The 15,475-nt window shown below is 43.5% G+C and carries 18 protein-coding genes; 9 read left to right on the top strand and 9 right to left on the bottom strand.

Features of this window, described 5'->3' with window-relative positions; genetic code table 11:
• Positions 1–104: 104 nt before the first annotated feature.
• The 3 genes from BCU34_RS09740 to BCU34_RS09750 all read left to right on the top strand — a co-directional run bounded on the left by BCU34_RS09740 (position 105) and on the right by BCU34_RS09750 (position 1,979).
• Positions 105–1,016, top strand: coding sequence for a transcriptional regulator (locus BCU34_RS09740; protein ID WP_048660862.1), 912 nt, complete (start codon positions 105–107; stop codon positions 1,014–1,016).
• 1 nt (position 1,017) lies between these two features.
• Positions 1,018–1,533, top strand: coding sequence for a regulatory protein ToxS (locus BCU34_RS09745; protein ID WP_017066005.1), 516 nt, complete (start codon positions 1,018–1,020; stop codon positions 1,531–1,533).
• Positions 1,534–1,667: 134 nt separating this feature from the next.
• The gene (locus BCU34_RS09750; RefSeq protein WP_048660863.1) at positions 1,668–1,979 is read left to right on the top strand and encodes a SelT/SelW/SelH family protein; all 312 of its coding nucleotides are present in this window, start codon (positions 1,668–1,670) and stop codon (positions 1,977–1,979) included.
• A gap of 25 nt (positions 1,980–2,004) precedes the next feature.
• Here the strand turns inward: BCU34_RS09750 and yfcE are convergent, their stop codons facing one another.
• From yfcE to BCU34_RS09775, 5 genes are read right to left on the bottom strand one after another with little or no spacing between them, the layout of a single operon-like run.
• Positions 2,005–2,550, bottom strand: a complete 546-nt coding sequence (gene yfcE / locus BCU34_RS09755) for a phosphodiesterase (RefSeq protein WP_102432776.1) — start codon at positions 2,548–2,550, stop codon at positions 2,005–2,007.
• A 47-nt stretch (positions 2,551–2,597) separates the two neighbouring features.
• Positions 2,598–3,005: a CBS domain-containing protein gene (locus tag BCU34_RS09760; protein ID WP_102432775.1), complete on the bottom strand. Its 408-nt coding sequence runs from the start codon at positions 3,003–3,005 to the stop codon at positions 2,598–2,600.
• Entirely contained in the window at positions 3,002–3,352 is a 351-nt protein-coding gene (locus BCU34_RS09765) for a P-II family nitrogen regulator (protein WP_048660866.1), read from the bottom strand. The genes BCU34_RS09760 and BCU34_RS09765 overlap by 4 nt, the downstream gene beginning before the upstream one ends.
• Complete coding sequence (locus tag BCU34_RS09770) at positions 3,342–4,136, bottom strand: DUF1538 domain-containing protein (protein ID WP_102479480.1); 795 nt, start codon at positions 4,134–4,136, stop codon at positions 3,342–3,344. The genes BCU34_RS09765 and BCU34_RS09770 overlap by 11 nt, the downstream gene beginning before the upstream one ends.
• Entirely contained in the window at positions 4,133–4,867 is a 735-nt protein-coding gene (locus BCU34_RS09775) for a DUF1538 domain-containing protein (protein WP_048660868.1), read from the bottom strand. The genes BCU34_RS09770 and BCU34_RS09775 overlap by 4 nt, the downstream gene beginning before the upstream one ends.
• A 288-nt stretch (positions 4,868–5,155) precedes the next feature.
• Here BCU34_RS09775 and BCU34_RS09780 point away from each other — a divergent pair, with 288 nt between their 5' ends.
• From BCU34_RS09780 to BCU34_RS09805, 6 genes are all read left to right on the top strand, one after another.
• The gene (locus BCU34_RS09780; RefSeq protein ID WP_102479481.1) at positions 5,156–6,070 is read left to right on the top strand and encodes a TIGR01777 family oxidoreductase; all 915 of its coding nucleotides are present in this window, start codon (positions 5,156–5,158) and stop codon (positions 6,068–6,070) included.
• Positions 6,071–6,113: 43 nt separating this feature from the next.
• The gene (locus BCU34_RS09785) at positions 6,114–6,941 is read left to right on the top strand and encodes an SDR family oxidoreductase (RefSeq protein ID WP_048664658.1); all 828 of its coding nucleotides are present in this window, start codon (positions 6,114–6,116) and stop codon (positions 6,939–6,941) included.
• A 398-nt stretch (positions 6,942–7,339) separates the two neighbouring features.
• The gene (locus BCU34_RS09790) at positions 7,340–8,194 is read left to right on the top strand and encodes a co-chaperone YbbN (RefSeq protein ID WP_102479391.1); all 855 of its coding nucleotides are present in this window, start codon (positions 7,340–7,342) and stop codon (positions 8,192–8,194) included.
• A gap of 210 nt (positions 8,195–8,404) precedes the next feature.
• A complete protein-coding gene (locus BCU34_RS09795) occupies positions 8,405–9,334 on the top strand; it encodes an SPFH domain-containing protein (protein WP_017063395.1) in 930 nt (309 codons plus the stop codon).
• A gap of 3 nt (positions 9,335–9,337) precedes the next feature.
• Positions 9,338–9,787 (top strand): NfeD family protein, encoded by a 450-nt coding sequence (locus BCU34_RS09800; protein WP_048660872.1) that lies wholly within the window; start codon positions 9,338–9,340, stop codon positions 9,785–9,787.
• Between the two features lie 319 nt (positions 9,788–10,106).
• Positions 10,107–10,286 carry a hypothetical protein gene (locus BCU34_RS09805; protein ID WP_017061927.1) on the top strand — a complete coding sequence of 60 codons (180 nt, stop codon included), beginning with the start codon at positions 10,107–10,109 and terminating at the stop codon, positions 10,284–10,286.
• 64 nt (positions 10,287–10,350) lie between these two features.
• Here the strand turns inward: BCU34_RS09805 and cueR are convergent, their stop codons facing one another.
• The 4 genes from cueR to ligA form a co-directional block, all read right to left on the bottom strand.
• Positions 10,351–10,743, bottom strand: coding sequence for a Cu(I)-responsive transcriptional regulator (gene cueR, locus BCU34_RS09810; RefSeq protein WP_048660873.1), 393 nt, complete (start codon positions 10,741–10,743; stop codon positions 10,351–10,353).
• 93 nt (positions 10,744–10,836) lie between these two features.
• The gene (locus BCU34_RS09815) at positions 10,837–11,640 is read right to left on the bottom strand and encodes a DUF2057 family protein (RefSeq protein WP_102479921.1); all 804 of its coding nucleotides are present in this window, start codon (positions 11,638–11,640) and stop codon (positions 10,837–10,839) included.
• Between the two features lie 98 nt (positions 11,641–11,738).
• Positions 11,739–12,878: a porin gene (locus tag BCU34_RS09820; protein ID WP_048660875.1), complete on the bottom strand. Its 1,140-nt coding sequence runs from the start codon at positions 12,876–12,878 to the stop codon at positions 11,739–11,741.
• A 525-nt stretch (positions 12,879–13,403) separates the two neighbouring features.
• The gene (gene ligA, locus BCU34_RS09825) at positions 13,404–15,416 is read right to left on the bottom strand and encodes an NAD-dependent DNA ligase LigA (RefSeq protein WP_102479924.1); all 2,013 of its coding nucleotides are present in this window, start codon (positions 15,414–15,416) and stop codon (positions 13,404–13,406) included.
• Positions 15,417–15,475: the final 59 nt, after the last annotated feature.

A 15,475-nucleotide genomic window follows, 5' to 3' on the forward strand; every position in this document is an offset into this window, starting at 1 on the left:
ATAAAAGAACATAAAAGAAGCCATGATTTGGTGAAGAATTAACTGAACTTCACCTGAGATTTGTCTATTTCGCACCCCAAATCATCCAAAAGTAGAAGAATTCAATGAGCAATATCGGCACAAAGTTTATTCTCGCACAGCGGTTTGTCTTCGATCCAAACAGCAACTCACTTGTTGACCAAATGAGCGACGGCGAAGTCGTACGCCTTGGCAGCAATGAAAGCCGCATTCTCCTGATGCTGTCAGAAAGACCCAATGAAGTTATCACTCGTAATGAATTACACGAGTATGTTTGGCGAGACCAAGGCTTTGAGGTTGATGACTCTAGCTTAACGCAAGCAGTATCGACACTAAGAAAGATGCTGAAAGATTCGACCAAATCTCCAGAATTCGTAAAGACCGTGCCTAAACGCGGTTATCAATTTATTGCAACCGTTGAGCGCTCTGCCCCACTTTCATCAAATGATCAGCCAGTAGCTGCTGAAATTACCGAAAATGACGTAGAACCTATCTTGACGTTTGCAACGCCTGCAGCGACTGAAGAAACGATCACTGAAACGGTTGAATCAGAGCCAATTGCAAAAGTTCAAGAGACCAAGGTAGAACTAGAACCAGCAACCGCTCCTGTTACGGCTCCCGCTAAAAACACCAATAAGTGGCTAACATTTTGGTTACTGCTTGCCGCTTTCATCATGCCAATTCTCGTTTTGACGTTTACCAACCCGGCAGAGTCCGAGTTCAAAACATTGGCTGAAATAGATGGCGTAAAGGTTCAATCACCGATTAACCACCCAGATCTTAGCAGTTGGCTGCCAGCGATAGAGAAGTGTGTATTACGTTACAACACGAATCACACTGGCATGCTAAAGCCGACTGAAGTGATTGCAACAGGTGGGCAAACCAATAACCTTGCCCTCAACTACATTCACCCGCAAGAATACTCAAGCGAAAATGTAACTCTAAGAATTTACGCAAACCAGTCGGATGTAAACGACATTTGTAACGGTGGTCAGTAACATGAAATTAAAAGTATCGATTATTTTACTGGTTCTATCTGCATTTTTGAGTGGTTGGTTGTATTGGGGCAGCGATGCAAAAGTAGAGCGCTTGCTCACTCAGCATGAATGGCAATCTAAGATGGTGACGCTGATTAGCGATAACAAGCAAGCTGACTCAATCGGCCCACTTCGTAGAGTTGAACTATCATCGAATGCGAAGTACCTGCCAAATGGTACATATTTGAGAATGTCAGTGGTTAGACTTTACGGTAATCAAACTGAGCCTGCGAATGTCATCAACATCTCTGAAACGGGTCAGTGGGATATTAACGATAACTACTTACTGGTTTCGCCAACAGAGTTTAAAGATGTGACTTCGGCTCAGCGCCAAGACTTTTCAGAAGAGCAACTAGAGCTTATCACTCAAGTCATTAAGATGGACGCAGAGCAAAGCCGCCGCATAGACATTGTTAACCCGAAGGCACTGTTACTGACTAGCTTAAATCATGGTTCTACCGTATTGTTTTCGAACTAAAATCGAATAGCTCTTTACGGCATAGTAATAAAAAAGGAGCATGATGCTCCTTTTTTATTACCCTTAGCATCTGTTTTTTCATTGATACAGTGATATTGGTATTAAGAATTTACTCGCATTTAAAAGGATTACCCATGAGTACAGAGTCAGATCAAACAGCTTCCCCTATCACTAGAGCAACAATCACCATACACTATTGCCGTCAATGCAATTGGATGCTTCGTTCTAGTTGGTTATGCCAAGAGCTACTGCATACCTTCAGTGAAGAAATTGAACAAGTCAGTTTACATCCAGACACAGGAGGCAGGTTCGAAATCTTTTGCAATGGTGTGCAAATCTGGGAAAGAAAAGCAGATGGCGGCTTTCCTGAGGCGAAAGTTCTGAAACAAAGAGTGCGAAATATCATTGCTCCAGACAGAGACCTCGGCCACGTAGACTCAAAATAAGCCCTTTAACCGCCGATCCAATGGTTTAAAGCTGGCCACTCACGAGAACATCACCTTCAAGGCTAATAACTTTGAAGGTATTGTTTTCATAGATACCATAGCTCGCTGCGTGGCCATCTCGTGGGAATGTCACCGAACTAGGGTTAAAGATAAAGATATTATCTTGGTATTCAGCAACTGGGATATGAGTATGGCCGTGTGCAATAATATCGCCTGCCTTCAGCGCAGGGCGTTTATTGGTATTGTACAAATGACCATGGGTTAGGAAGATACGTTGGCCTGATTCTAATAGCACCCACGAGTAATCCATCATCATTGGAAAAGACAACAACATCTGATCCACTTCGCTATCGCAGTTACCACGAACGGCAATGATCTCTTGAGAAAACGCATTCAACTTATCTGCAACCGCCGGCGGGTTGTATCCCTCTGGGATCGGGTTTCTTGGACCATGATTCAGAATATCACCCAATAGAACCAAATATTGTGCACCAGAGGCTTGGTATAGCTCTAATACTTTTTCTGTTGCTGGCAGCGAACCGTGTAGGTCTGAAGCAAAAAATAATTTCACACGTACTTCTCCATAAAATTTATCAGCCTATTGTACGTATCAAAATGCTACACGTCATCTCTCGCCATACCGTTGATTACGATATTATTGTAACTAACCATACCGACTATCTTGTTGTCACAAACGACTGGCGCACGACTGATACCAAAGCGTTCAAATAGGCGAGCGCAGTATTTTACGTTCATCTCAGCAGACACGCTTAGCGCTGGCTTGGTCATGATCTCATAAACATTGGTTCGCTTCGGAGAACGGTTCTTAGCCAGTACTTTCTTAGCAATATCATTCATCAATACGATGCCGTATTCGTCACCTTCGTGGCGCTTATCGACAATGATGGCTTTCACTTTATGCTTCTTAGCCATCTCTATCGCTTCTAACACTGTGGTTAGCCCATCAATAATCACATAGGTATTTGCCATCACGTCACTGACTCGAATCTTGTCATTGGTATTCATAGTTCATCCTCCACAACCTTAGTTAATGTCTCGACCTGGTGTGCTACCCCGACTGCATCTTCGACATCAATCTGCACTGCTATACCTTGTCCCGATTCTTGGTCAAACTCACCCACGTCACTAATTCTTTCGAGAATATGCCTTGCTAGATGCTCCTCGACGACAAACAGCAACACATCTTTTTGCACCTCTAACGTTAAGCCAAAGAAGGTGGTTTTTTGGTTTAAGCCCTGCCCTCTGGCATTATTAATCACGGTTGCTCCGGTTGCGCCCGCATCACGCGCGGCATCGAGCACACTGTCTGTCTTGCTCTCTTCTACAAACGCTAAGATAAGTTTAAAGCGCATCTTTGCTCTCCTTAGAGGTGTGTAAACGGTTTAACCATTGTGTTATTTGGGCATAGCTCATCACTGAAATAATGGGAAATAAGCTGGCAAAAGCGATCAATCCAAAACCATCAATGACAGGGTTTCTTCCTGGTACGGTTGAAGCAAGCCCAAGCCCGAGCGCTGTCACCAAAGGGACTGTCACCGTTGATGTGGTTACACCGCCCGAGTCATAGGCCAATGGAATAATGAGTTTTGGGGCGTAAAAGGTTTGAATGACCACGACGACATAACCAAAAATGATGTAGTAATGGATCGGGTCTCCAGCAACAATCCGATAGCTTCCAAGCGAGATACCAATAGCGACACCCAATGCCACGGCGATTCTCAGCCCATTAACACTGATACTACCGCCCGAGACTTGATTCGCCTTAATTGCCACAGCAATCAACGAAGGCTCGGCGATTGTGGTGCTAAAACCAATACAGAATGCAAAAAGATAAACCCAATAATAGTCAAACCAAACCAACGTAAGGCCAGAGCTGACCTTAAACTCAGTCAGGAAACTTGGCTCGGTCAGTTGCATGGCCATCGTCTCTCCCAAGGGAAACAGTGCAAGTTCCAATCCCATCAAGAAAAGAGACAAACCAAGGATGACGTAAAAGAAACCAATCAGCACCTTAGCTAAATTGTTCACGGGCTTACGTAATACCGCCAACTGAAAACCAAAGATGATCACCGCAATCGGAATTACATCCACCACGGTACCTAAAAAGGTGTCGACAAATTGCTGCACACTGATCATGTCACCACCATCCCATAAACCATGACAAACATCATCGGCAACAACGAAGCAAATGCAATCAATCCAAAGCCATCAATCATAGGATTTCGTCCTTTAATCGCCGAGGCTAACCCCACTCCTAATGCCGTCACTAACGGAACGGTGATCGTCGATGTTGTCACTCCACCAGAGTCATACGCAATCCCAATAATGTTTTCCGGAGCAAATGCAGTAAGCACCACAACTCCAATATAGCCACCGATGATCATGTACTGAATTGGCCAACCTTTTAAGATTCGCAGCACCCCAAGTAAAATAGCGATACCGACAGACAATGCTACGGTGAAACGCAGACCATCTGCATATTCTTCCATTTCATCTAACGTATTAGGGATGACGCCTCCCTCGGCGGCCACTTCCGCGGCTTCGGCCGCCACTGCGGTTAACGCAGGTTCGGCAATGGTGGTACCAAAACCTAAACAGAAAGCGAAGGTTAATAGCCAGAACACACTGCCCTTTCGCGCAAAAGCTTGAGCCATCGATTCGCCAATCGGGAACAACCCCATTTCAAGGCCAAAGATAAAGAAAGTCAGACCAAACACCACCAGCACTAAGCCAGTTAGAATTGATAACAGATGAGGAAGTGGCTCTTGCAAGACAGCAAGCTGGAAAAAAGCGATCACCGCCACGATCGGCAATAGATCTCTCAGGCTACCTAACATGGCTCGAAACAAAGCAAGCACCGCCGTCATCGCAATTCCTTGTCGCTGATTATGAGTTACTAATAATCATGGCAAATCCTTATCATTCCTTATGTGATAAATATTACGCAGTTGGTAACATATCCGAGTAAAACCCATAAATGTGATAGCGGTATACTTCCTAGCCAAATGAATTTTATTTCACTCATTCTTAAATTTAAAAGGCGTAATTTGGGGATCACACTATTGAAACCAACTGATCGTTATAGTGATTTTTTCGTATTGGTTGGCGATTAAAAACAAGCCGTGTCTATAATTATGTTTAATAGGGAGATTGGTATGAAGATATTGTTAACGGGTGGTACTGGATTTATTGGCTCTGAATTGGTCAAGAGTTGGAACACTGACGACGTAACATTGCTGACGCGGAGTCCTGAAAATGCGAAACAAAACCTAAATCACCTCAACCAGAATAATCTTCATTACATTCAATCCATTGATGAGCTCAGTGATCTCAATGATTTTGACGTTGTAGTCAACCTCGCAGGTGAACCGATTGCAGATAAGCGTTGGAGTACAGAGCAAAAAGAGAGGATCTGTAATAGTCGCTGGCACATCACTGAAAAACTGGTCGAATTAATTCAGGCCAGCAGCAACCCACCTGAGGTTTTCATTAGTGGTTCCGCCGTAGGTTATTATGGCGATCAACAACAACACCCATTTGATGAATCATTACAAGTGGAGGATGAGAGCTTCCCTCATAAAGTTTGTGCTCACTGGGAAGAGATAGCTAAGCGAGCCCAATCAGATAGCACGCGAGTGATACTACTCAGAACGGGGATTGTATTGGGAGAAAATGGCGGTGCACTCAAGAAGATGCTTATGCCGTACAAGCTCGGAGTAGGCGGCCCATTAGGCTCTGGGGAACAATACATGCCTTGGATTCACATGCTTGATATGGTGAGAGCCATCAACCACTTATTGTCGATTCCTCACGCTCAAGGGGAGTTTAATATGTGTGCTCCGCACCCTGTCACCAATAAACTGTTCAGCAGCACACTAGCCAAGCAACTACGCCGACCGCATTTCTTGTTCACTCCGAAATGGGCTATGTCGCTTCTGATGGGAGAATCATCTTGTTTGCTATTTGACAGCATTCGATCCAAACCGAAGAAGCTCACTGAAACGGGATTCAACTTTAGTTACTCTAGGATCGAACCTGCATTAAAAAACTTGTTACAACATCAAGACTAATTCTTTACCCTAGAGCGATAGAGACTCTAATAAAGGATTAAGTGTGAACAAGTCGATTCTTATTACCGGTTGCTCAACAGGTATTGGCTATACATGTGCCCATGCACTTCAAAAGCGCGGCTTTCATGTCATTGCATCTTGTCGTGACCCACAAGATGTTCAACGCCTTCAAGATGAAGGTCTCACCTGCATCCAACTCGATCTTTCCAACCAAGAAAGTATTGAAAATGGTGCCAAGCTTGCGATTGAACTCGCACCTGACGGGTTGTATGGATTATTCAACAACGGTGCTTACGGCCAAGCAGGGGCGCTAGAAGACTTACCGACTCAAGGCCTCAGAGAGCAATTCGAAACCAACTTCTTCGGCTGGCACCATCTTGTTTGTCAGATCCTTCCGCATATGCGTGAACGTGGCGAAGGCCGAATCGTACAAAACAGTTCAGTGTTAGGCTTCGCCGCTATGAAATATCGCGGCGCCTACAACGCTTCAAAGTTCGCTATTGAAGGTTGGACTGATACTCTACGTTTAGAACTACATGGCAGCGGTATACACATTTCATTACTTCAGCCCGGCCCTATCGAAACCCAGTTTAGAGCCAACGCCCTGAAAGCGTTCAATAAATGGATCAACATTTCTGGCAGTGTCCACCAAGAAGCTTACCAACAGCAAAAAGACCGACTTGAAAAAGAGTCGTCGAACAACGCTTTTGTCCTGCCTGCTGCAAGCTGCATTGAACCCGTTTTTCATGCGCTGACTGCCGATAAACCTAAGTTAAGGTACCGAGTTACGACACCAACCAAGGTATTCGCTGTGTTAAAAAGACTCCTACCAAGCCGCTTGCTAGACCCTATTTTAAGAAAAGCAGCATAAATGAGTAACTTTGAATGCACAGTCGCAAACTTTAATGTAACGATGTAATTTATTCGTAACAATAAGATGTCATGATTTAGGCTATCTCATCAATTATTCCCAATTGATGAAGCTACTTCTGGATATTTCATGACTTTAAACCGCCTTAATTGGGTAGGTGTGAGTTTGGCTATTACGTTGTTTATTCTGTTTTGAATATCTTAAGTAATACCTCACTGGCCACCTCAATGAGAACGCTGTGTCTTCCGTGTTGAGATAACAACTCTATCAACATCGAAGCATGGCGTTTTTCTATTTTTAGCGCTTTTTATCTGAGATAACTGAGTTAGATCTTGAAGTTACCGACTTCTCACCCCATATTTGCAACGTATCCACAAAACAAACCTCAAGGAACGTAAATGCAATCTCCGCATATTGTTGAACTTAATGAGCAGAACTTTCGTCAAGTATTAGAAGGTTCGATGCAGACCCCTGTACTCATCCATTTTTGGGCACCAATGAGCCAAGAGAGCGCCCAAGTCATTCCTGAACTCCAAACATTAACTCAGCAATACAACGGTGCTTTTACTTTGGCCCTACTGAATTGCGAGCAAGAACAAGCGATTGCTAGCCAGTTTGGTGTTCAAGCACTGCCTACGATTGCACTGTTTGTTAACGGTCAACCTGTCGATGGACTGGGTGGTCCTCAAAGCTTAGACGCGATTGTAGAGATGCTAAGCAAACACCTTCCTAGTCAAGATGAACTCGCGCTGCGCCAAGCTCTTGAGTTAATGCAAGCAGGCGATCACACTCAAGCTCTAGCGGCAATGCAGCAACTTCCTTCTGAGCTTACAAGCAAAGGTGAAGTAAGACTGGCGATAGCAGAGTGTTTGTTAGAAACACAACAGTTTGACCTTGCTGAAACTCAGCTAGCAACCATCCCTCTTGAGTACCAAGATAATTACTACAAAGGCTTAGTTGCGAAGCTTGAACTTCATAAACAGGCAGCAGACAGCCCTGAGATTCAAGCCCTAGAATCCGCTCTTCAGCAAAACCCAAGCGATGCTAAAACGGCCTCTGAATTAGCACTGCAATACCACCAAGTGAACCGTAGCGAAGAAGCAATGGATCTACTGTGGTCTTTCCTAGCAAAAGATCTTAATACTCTCGATGGTGACATGAAGAAAGAATTCATGGATATCTTGAGTGCGCTTGGACAAGGTAACGCGGTTGCGAGTAAATACCGTCGACAGTTGTACTCTCTGCTTTACTAGTCAGGTTCTGTAACAGCTGAGTCGTAAGTTAACTATCAAATCTAAATTCAAGCAAATCCACCTATTAGATTTTCGAATGTAAAACATCACAATGGGCCATAAAATCAATGTTTTATGGCCCATTTCTCATTTATAAATTTGCCCCGCCTTTAAATATGCGCCAGTATGAGTAATAAACATTCAAAAACTTAAACTTGCAAAGGACTTTGTATGCCTATTGATACCTTGATTACTATTGGCGTCTTTACTGCCGTCGCACTGTTATTTATCTTCGCTGGTGTAAAAACCGTTCCACAAGGCAACAACTGGACCGTTGAACGCTTCGGACGATACACACATACTCTCAAACCGGGTCTTAACTTAATCATTCCATTTATTGATAAAGTTGGACAGCGCATCAGCATGATGGAGCGTGTACTCGACATCCCAGCACAAGAAGTCATCTCTAAAGACAACGCGAACGTCGTTATTGATGCGGTGTGTTTTGTTCAGGTTATCGACGCCCCTAAAGCAGCTTATGAAGTAAATGACCTTGAGCACGCGATCCGTAACTTAACCCTCACCAATATCCGTACTGTGCTTGGCTCGATGGAGCTGGATGAAATGCTCAGCCAGCGTGACATGATCAATACCAAATTGCTTAACATCGTCGATGAAGCAACTAATCCTTGGGGCGTAAAAGTTACGCGTATTGAGATTAAAGACGTACAACCGCCAGCCGATCTTACCGCTGCAATGAATGCTCAGATGAAGGCAGAACGAAACAAACGTGCTGATATCTTAGAAGCAGAAGGCGTAAGACAAGCAGAGATCCTAAAAGCAGAAGGTCACAAGCAGTCAGAAATCCTGAAAGCGGAAGGTGAAAAACAAGCTGCAATACTTCAAGCCGAAGCTCGTGAACGTGCTGCAGAAGCAGAAGCGAAAGCGACAGAAATGGTATCGACGGCGATTGCTCAAGGCGACATGCAAGCTGTAAATTACTTTATTGCACAAGGCTACACCGACGCACTGAAATCAATTGGCCAAGCAGAAAACGGCAAGATCATCATGCTACCGCTTGAAGCAACAGGCCTAATGGGTTCTGTGGCTGGTATTGCAGAGATGTTTGCACATAAGAATGACAAAGGTAGTAAGGACTAACTTATGGTCGAATTACTAGAACAAGTAAACCACTGGCACTGGCTGGCATTTGGTCTAGCACTGCTTGCACTTGAACTGGTTGGAACCGCTGGTTACTTTTTATGGATAGGCATATCTGCCATGTTGGTCGGTGCACTTTTGGGTGCTCTACCAATTGGTTGGCAGATGCAATGGCTGTCCTTTGCAAGCTTCTCACTTATCACGACTTGGTTGTGGTGGAGAAGACAACTCTCGAATGACAAGCAATCGGATGCAGGGCGAGAGTTAAACCAAAGAGAAAAGCAACTGGTAGGTCAAACCGTAATTCTAAGTGAAGACGTAAAGAAAGGTAGCTGTCGAATTAAGTTCGGTGACTCTTCTTGGTCTGCAAAGGCGAGTCAAGATATCCCATCAGGCACCGAAATTAAGATTGTCGCTTTAGACGGAATAGTTCTAATAATAGAACCTTTATAATCAAGTGCTATATGGAGCCTGCATTTTCAATAAATGCAGGCTTTTTCTATTTTTGAACCTTAATAATATTCGAATTATCATTGCGATAGATTGAATTGAAAAAAAAATAAGTTCTTATTTCGTAAAGCTAAAAAGTTTGATTAAGCTAAAAAGGTATAAGAAAGCCAGATTTCTTGCCCAAGATATATATGAATAATTAGCCTGACTCTCGCTTAATTATAATTATTAAAAATGTTAAGTCCGTCCAATTTTTGAAATTTTCTTTCCCTTGTCCATACTTTCATTTATCTCAATCAGAGATAAACCTAATGGAGTTTGTATGAGACATTTTTTAATCATTCTAACGGCTATTTTCAGCTTATCATTCGGAAGTGCTCTCGCGAGCAGTCAGTCTCCTGGTAACGGAAACATGGGGCCAATTGTAAAATGCTCAGATGGTAATGCAGTCACTCACGTACCATTGCTGATCTGTAAACATTACGGCGGAAAAGTGCTGTGATAGGAGACTAAAGTCAGGCTAGTAATGTAATTGCGGCCTGACGATTCTTTTTAGCTGACATAACCTAACTGCGGCCAGATAAATTGTTTAAGATAGGACATTCCGTTGAAGCATCACCAGGGCAATCATGAACCCAAGATTGCAGTTGAGCTTTCATCTTATTTAATTCAGCAAGCTTCAACTCTATTTCGTCTAACTTCTGCGTTGCCTTCTTTTTTACCTCGTAGCTTTCTCTATCGGGGTTCATTGCCAAATCAACTAGTGCTTTACACTCATCAAGGGTAAATCCAACCATTTTAGCTCTTAGTACAAACTCCAACTGTTCGATGTGAATCTCGCCGTATTGCCTATAGCCGTTTTCTGAACGATGTGGAGGACTCATCATGCCTTTACTTTCGTAAAAACGAATGGATTTCGCTGTTGTACCAACACGCTTCGCTACTTCACCAATATTCACAATCTTACCTGTAAGCCTAAAATGAAAAACCGCAGTACTGTTGTTATACAATACTGCGGTTGAAAAACATAGTTAGGGTGTAACGTTAAAGGCTTACTCTTGCTCTAACAACCAAATAATAGTTTGAGATTTTTCTTCACTATCTAGCTTGTTGAACCAGTATGAAACCATTTCGATCTCTTTTGAGCCTTCTAGTGGTGCTGGGTTCGCGTTCTTACGATTCTTGAATGCCCAATCTGTCACTGCAGCTTGCTCTTCTTTGGTTGCTTCAACATACCAGTAATTCACCATCTCTTGTGCTTGTGATGCTTTTGGTTCTTCAGCAACTACAGCCGCAACAGGCACCGCTACTGGAGCAACAGCGATAGCTGTATGATTATTTGCGCCATTATAGATTGTGTCGATATACGCTTTCGGCACAATGAAAGTTGTACTCATTACTGAGTTTTGTCCATCAAGTGTAAATTCTAAGTTCTTTTCTCTTGCTTGCTGAATGTCAGCTTCGCTCAATGTAAATTCAATATATTGAGTCTTTGTGCAGTGTTCGCTGCAGCTCTCTCTTGGAACCTGTCTCTCTTCAAGGTCTATCGTCTTTCCAAAAAAGCTTACGGTTTCGTATTCTTTATAGCTCTGGAAGTAACTCACATCCATGATAATTGAAGATTCTGGAGCCGAGTTCTGTGTTACTTCTTTGTTGTATGTAAAGTAAAGTGACGATTTCAGGATATCAGCACCGACGTTCGCTTTACTTTCCGCTACATAAGATTGTCCAGTCACTTGAATGTAACCACCTTTTGGCTGTACATCTGCAACTGAGTCTGCAAAATTACTTTGTGAATCGAGTGAACTACAAGCTCCCAAAAATAATGATAATACAACTACACTAACTTTATTCATTATGACTAATTCCTTATGTTCACTATGGAAAAACGCTGGCAAACAAAATTTACCAGCGTTTTGATTTTTATCTAACTGTTTAAGCTAAAGATTCTAGCTTAGAAACCGTACTCAAGACCAACGCGAGTTACGATATCTGTATCAGCGTCACCAACAGTACGACCCGCTACACGTAGGTAAGGTACGAAACCGTTATGAACAGCCATTAGCTGACCAGAAATAGTGTTGCTGTCTGAGTTAGCATCTTTAGAACCATTTGTTTCAGACTCAAGGTTAGCTGCGTAACCTAGTTTGAAACCGATTGGACCATTCCAGTATTGACCAATGATTGAGTAAGAATCTTGAGTCACTTTACGGATTCCGTTATCTAGCTCTTCGCCTTTATATGCTGCTGCGATACCGAAACCAGCTGGTAGACTAGCTTCAAAACCTACGATGTATGCGAATGTATCGTCATCGTAACCAGCTACAGTATCAGTTAGGTAAATTTCACCTTTAGGCGTAGTTACGTTGCCGTTTGCATCTTTAATGTCTTCTTGAGCTACAACATACTCACCACCAGTCTCCGCTACTACACGAGTACCAGATTCAACCGCACCCATGAATGTTACTTTTTCGAAGCTGTACTTAGCACTTGCACCAACAAAGTTTGCATCACGAGTCGCTGCACCGCCACCGTTGTCGTTATCATCACGACCAACAGAAGCTGCAAAAGAGAAACCACCAAATTTAGCTGAATCGTAACGTACTTGGTTAGATTGACGATCGTAGTGACCGTTGATGCCGCCCCAATCGAATACAGAACCTAAACCAGGGTTAGAGAATGGCCAGTCGACGATTTCGTATAGTGGTGTAAGAACACGACCCACACGAAGGTTACCCCAAGAGCCAGAAGCACCAACGAACGTATCACGGAAACCTAGAACACCACCTGAAACGCCACCGTGAGACCAGTCTGTGCTATCTACGTAGCCAGATTCGATCTGCATTGTGATAGTAACGTCTTCAAACATATCTTTGTGAGCACGGAAGCCGATACGAGATTCGTTCTCTACTGCGTAACCAGAGCTAGAGTCATTGTTGTCAGTTGTGTTGTAGTTCACTAGAGAGATAGCTGCAACACCGTAAACGTCAACGTTGAAGTCAGAGTTGATACCAACTTCTTTCGCCATTACGCCTGTCGATAAAAGTGCAACAGATGCACCTAGTAGAGTACGTTTGAAAATTTTGTTTTCCATGGAATAAAACTCCTAAAAATGGATATAGCTGTTTGAATATTCCCCGCCTAAAGTTGGCCGCCGTAGAGAGAAATACCTTTTCTTGTTTGAGAACCCTAAACTCTGAATTCTCTATTTCCTTTCTGGTTATACACATCGTGTGCATCCATGGCATTAAGACTAACTTCGCCCTCAAAAAGATCAATGAGAACTTAATTTTCATCTAAAAAAATATGAGTTGGTGCAAATTTAGTAGGTACTTAGTGATCCAGATCGATAAATTGTAAAGCTCACAACCAAAAACAATAAAAACAATAAATATCAACCACTTGAATGGATTGCGCTCTTGTAAAAATAGAAGTGACTCGCATTTTTGATACAACTACAATGGTATTTCATTAATGTTGAGCAGCGTCACTGTCCTGATTTTAGAGTTCGTATAGGAACAAAATTCTCAACAATTAAAAAGCCCTCATTTTTATATCAGAAACAAAAAAGGCACTCCCTTGAAAGAAGTGCCTTTGAGCTTTTTTTATCTGTATTTACTTACGAAATAAGGGCTATTAGATCTTCTTCGGTTCTTATTTCGATACCTAAATCTTGTGCTTTGGTTAATTTAGAACCCGCAGCTTCTCCGGCAAACAAGATGTCCGTTTTCTTCGATACGCTACCCGTCACTTTCGCACCTAATGCTTGTAACGCAGCTTTAGCTTCACTTCGACCTAATTGCGACAATGAACCTGTTAACACAACGACTTTACCTTCCAAAGGCAGTTCTTGGTCATCAGGAGCTTCTTCGATCACAGGCCAGTTCACACCAAGCTCGATTAACTGATCAACAACCGCTCTGTTTTTCTCTTGTGAGAAGAAACTGGTGATGTGGCTAGCAACGATGTCACCAATATCTGACACTTCCACTAGCTGTTCATGAGTTGCAGCTTGAACCAGTTCCAACGTCTTAAAGTGTTGCGCTAGGTTCATCGCTGTCGCTTCACCGACTTCACGAATACCGAGTGAATAGAGGAAACGCGCTAATGTCGTGTCTTTGGCTTTATTCAGCGCGCTCACGACGTTCTGTGCCGATTTAGGCCCCATTCGGTCAAGAACAGTAATCACGCCAGCACTTAGCTTAAATAAATCAGCAGGTGTTTCGACCATTTCACGGTCCACAAGCTGCTCAATTACTTTCACGCCCAGTCCATCAACGTCTAGCGCCTTTCTAGAAACAAAGTGTTTAAGGGCTTCTTTACGCTGCGCCTGACACACTAAACCGCCGGTACAACGCGCTACCGCTTCGCCTTCTTCACGCTCAACCGCAGAGCTACATACAGGGCAAGCATCAGGGAAAACAATGTCTTTCGCAGTCTCAGGACGACGATCTTGTACAACCGCAACGATCTGTGGAATTACATCACCAGCTCGGCGAATAATAACGCTGTCGCCTACCTTCACGCCTAAACGAGCAATCTCATCGGCATTGTGTAAAGTGGCATTACTAACCGTCACGCCGCCTACGAAGATAGGTTCTAGTTTAGCAACCGGCGTAATAGCGCCAGTACGGCCCACCTGGAACTCAACATCGTTAAGCAGAGTGATTTCTTCTTGCGCTGGGAATTTGTAAGCAATCGCCCAACGAGGAGCCCTAGCAACAAAGCCAAGTACTTCTTGAGCCGCGATATCATCGACTTTGATCACCACGCCATCGATCTCATAAGCCAGAGCATCGCGGCGGGTCATGATATCTTGATAATAAGCCTTTACGTCCTCAAGTGAGCTAAGCTGCTTAGTCTCAGGACACATAGGTAAACCCCAGCCTTTCAGCTGTAAGAAGCGTTGATAGTGGCTATTAGAAAGCTCAGCGCCCTCTACAACACCGACACTGTATGCGTAGAAAGCCAGTGGACGCTTCGCTGTAATACGAGAATCAAGCTGACGCAGGCTACCTGCAGCGGCATTGCGTGGGTTAACAAAGACTTTCTCGCCTTTCTTCAGCGCCATTTCGTTCAGTTTATCGAAGCCGGCTTTTGGCATAAACACTTCGCCACGCACTTCAATACGTTCTGGCCAACCTTCGCCTTGTAGCTTAAGTGGAATTGAGCTAATCGTACGTACGTTTTCCGTGATGTTTTCACCCGTTGCGCCATCACCACGAGTCGCCGCTTGAACTAATGTCCCGTTCACGTAAAGCAAGCTCACAGCGAGGCCATCGAGTTTAGGCTCGCAACAGAAAGTTTTAAGGTTCGCGGTTGGTGCTCTATCGGACATACGCTTATTGAACGCATCCAAGTCTTCGTCAGAGAATGCATTGTCTAGAGAAAGCATTGGGATTTCGTGAGTCACTTGCGTGAAGCCATCTAAAGGCTGACCGCCAACACGTTGGCTTGGTGAATCCACCGTAACAAGCTCTGGATTCTCTTCTTCGATCTTTAGCAATTGCTGCATTAATCGATCGTACTCGACATCAGGGATCTCAGGGCTATCTTCTACGTAATAACGAACGGCGTGATAATGCAGAGTTTCTCTTAACTGCTCTAAGGTAACTTGAATCGATTCTTTCATATCATTCTCTGTCGTGATTGAAATATCAAAAAGGGCTCCCTTAGGAGCCCTTTTCTATA

The organism is Vibrio sp. 10N.286.45.E10 (genome assembly GCF_002874195.2).
Taxonomy (GTDB): Bacteria; Pseudomonadota; Gammaproteobacteria; order Enterobacterales; family Vibrionaceae; genus Vibrio; species Vibrio crassostreae.

What these genes read in the sequence shown, in the direction of transcription:
- BCU34_RS09740 (WP_048660862.1), top strand. Translation starts at nt 105, where the DNA reads ATGAGCAATATCGGCACAAAGTTTATTCTCGCACAGCGGTTTGTCTTC.
- BCU34_RS09745 (WP_017066005.1), top strand. Translation starts at nt 1,018, where the DNA reads ATGAAATTAAAAGTATCGATTATTTTACTGGTTCTATCTGCATTTTTG.
- BCU34_RS09750 (WP_048660863.1), top strand. Translation starts at nt 1,668, where the DNA reads ATGAGTACAGAGTCAGATCAAACAGCTTCCCCTATCACTAGAGCAACA.
- BCU34_RS09760 (WP_102432775.1), bottom strand. Translation starts at nt 3,005, where the DNA reads ATGAATACCAATGACAAGATTCGAGTCAGTGACGTGATGGCAAATACC.
- BCU34_RS09765 (WP_048660866.1), bottom strand. Translation starts at nt 3,352, where the DNA reads ATGCGCTTTAAACTTATCTTAGCGTTTGTAGAAGAGAGCAAGACAGAC.
- BCU34_RS09770 (WP_102479480.1), bottom strand. Translation starts at nt 4,136, where the DNA reads ATGATCAGTGTGCAGCAATTTGTCGACACCTTTTTAGGTACCGTGGTG.
- BCU34_RS09775 (WP_048660868.1), bottom strand. Translation starts at nt 4,867, where the DNA reads ATGACGGCGGTGCTTGCTTTGTTTCGAGCCATGTTAGGTAGCCTGAGA.
- BCU34_RS09780 (WP_102479481.1), top strand. Translation starts at nt 5,156, where the DNA reads ATGAAGATATTGTTAACGGGTGGTACTGGATTTATTGGCTCTGAATTG.
- BCU34_RS09790 (WP_102479391.1), top strand. Translation starts at nt 7,340, where the DNA reads ATGCAATCTCCGCATATTGTTGAACTTAATGAGCAGAACTTTCGTCAA.
- BCU34_RS09795 (WP_017063395.1), top strand. Translation starts at nt 8,405, where the DNA reads ATGCCTATTGATACCTTGATTACTATTGGCGTCTTTACTGCCGTCGCA.
- BCU34_RS09800 (WP_048660872.1), top strand. Translation starts at nt 9,338, where the DNA reads ATGGTCGAATTACTAGAACAAGTAAACCACTGGCACTGGCTGGCATTT.
- BCU34_RS09805 (WP_017061927.1), top strand. Translation starts at nt 10,107, where the DNA reads ATGAGACATTTTTTAATCATTCTAACGGCTATTTTCAGCTTATCATTC.
- BCU34_RS09815 (WP_102479921.1), bottom strand. Translation starts at nt 11,640, where the DNA reads ATGAATAAAGTTAGTGTAGTTGTATTATCATTATTTTTGGGAGCTTGT.
- BCU34_RS09820 (WP_048660875.1), bottom strand. Translation starts at nt 12,878, where the DNA reads ATGGAAAACAAAATTTTCAAACGTACTCTACTAGGTGCATCTGTTGCA.
- ligA (WP_102479924.1), bottom strand. Translation starts at nt 15,416, where the DNA reads ATGAAAGAATCGATTCAAGTTACCTTAGAGCAGTTAAGAGAAACTCTG.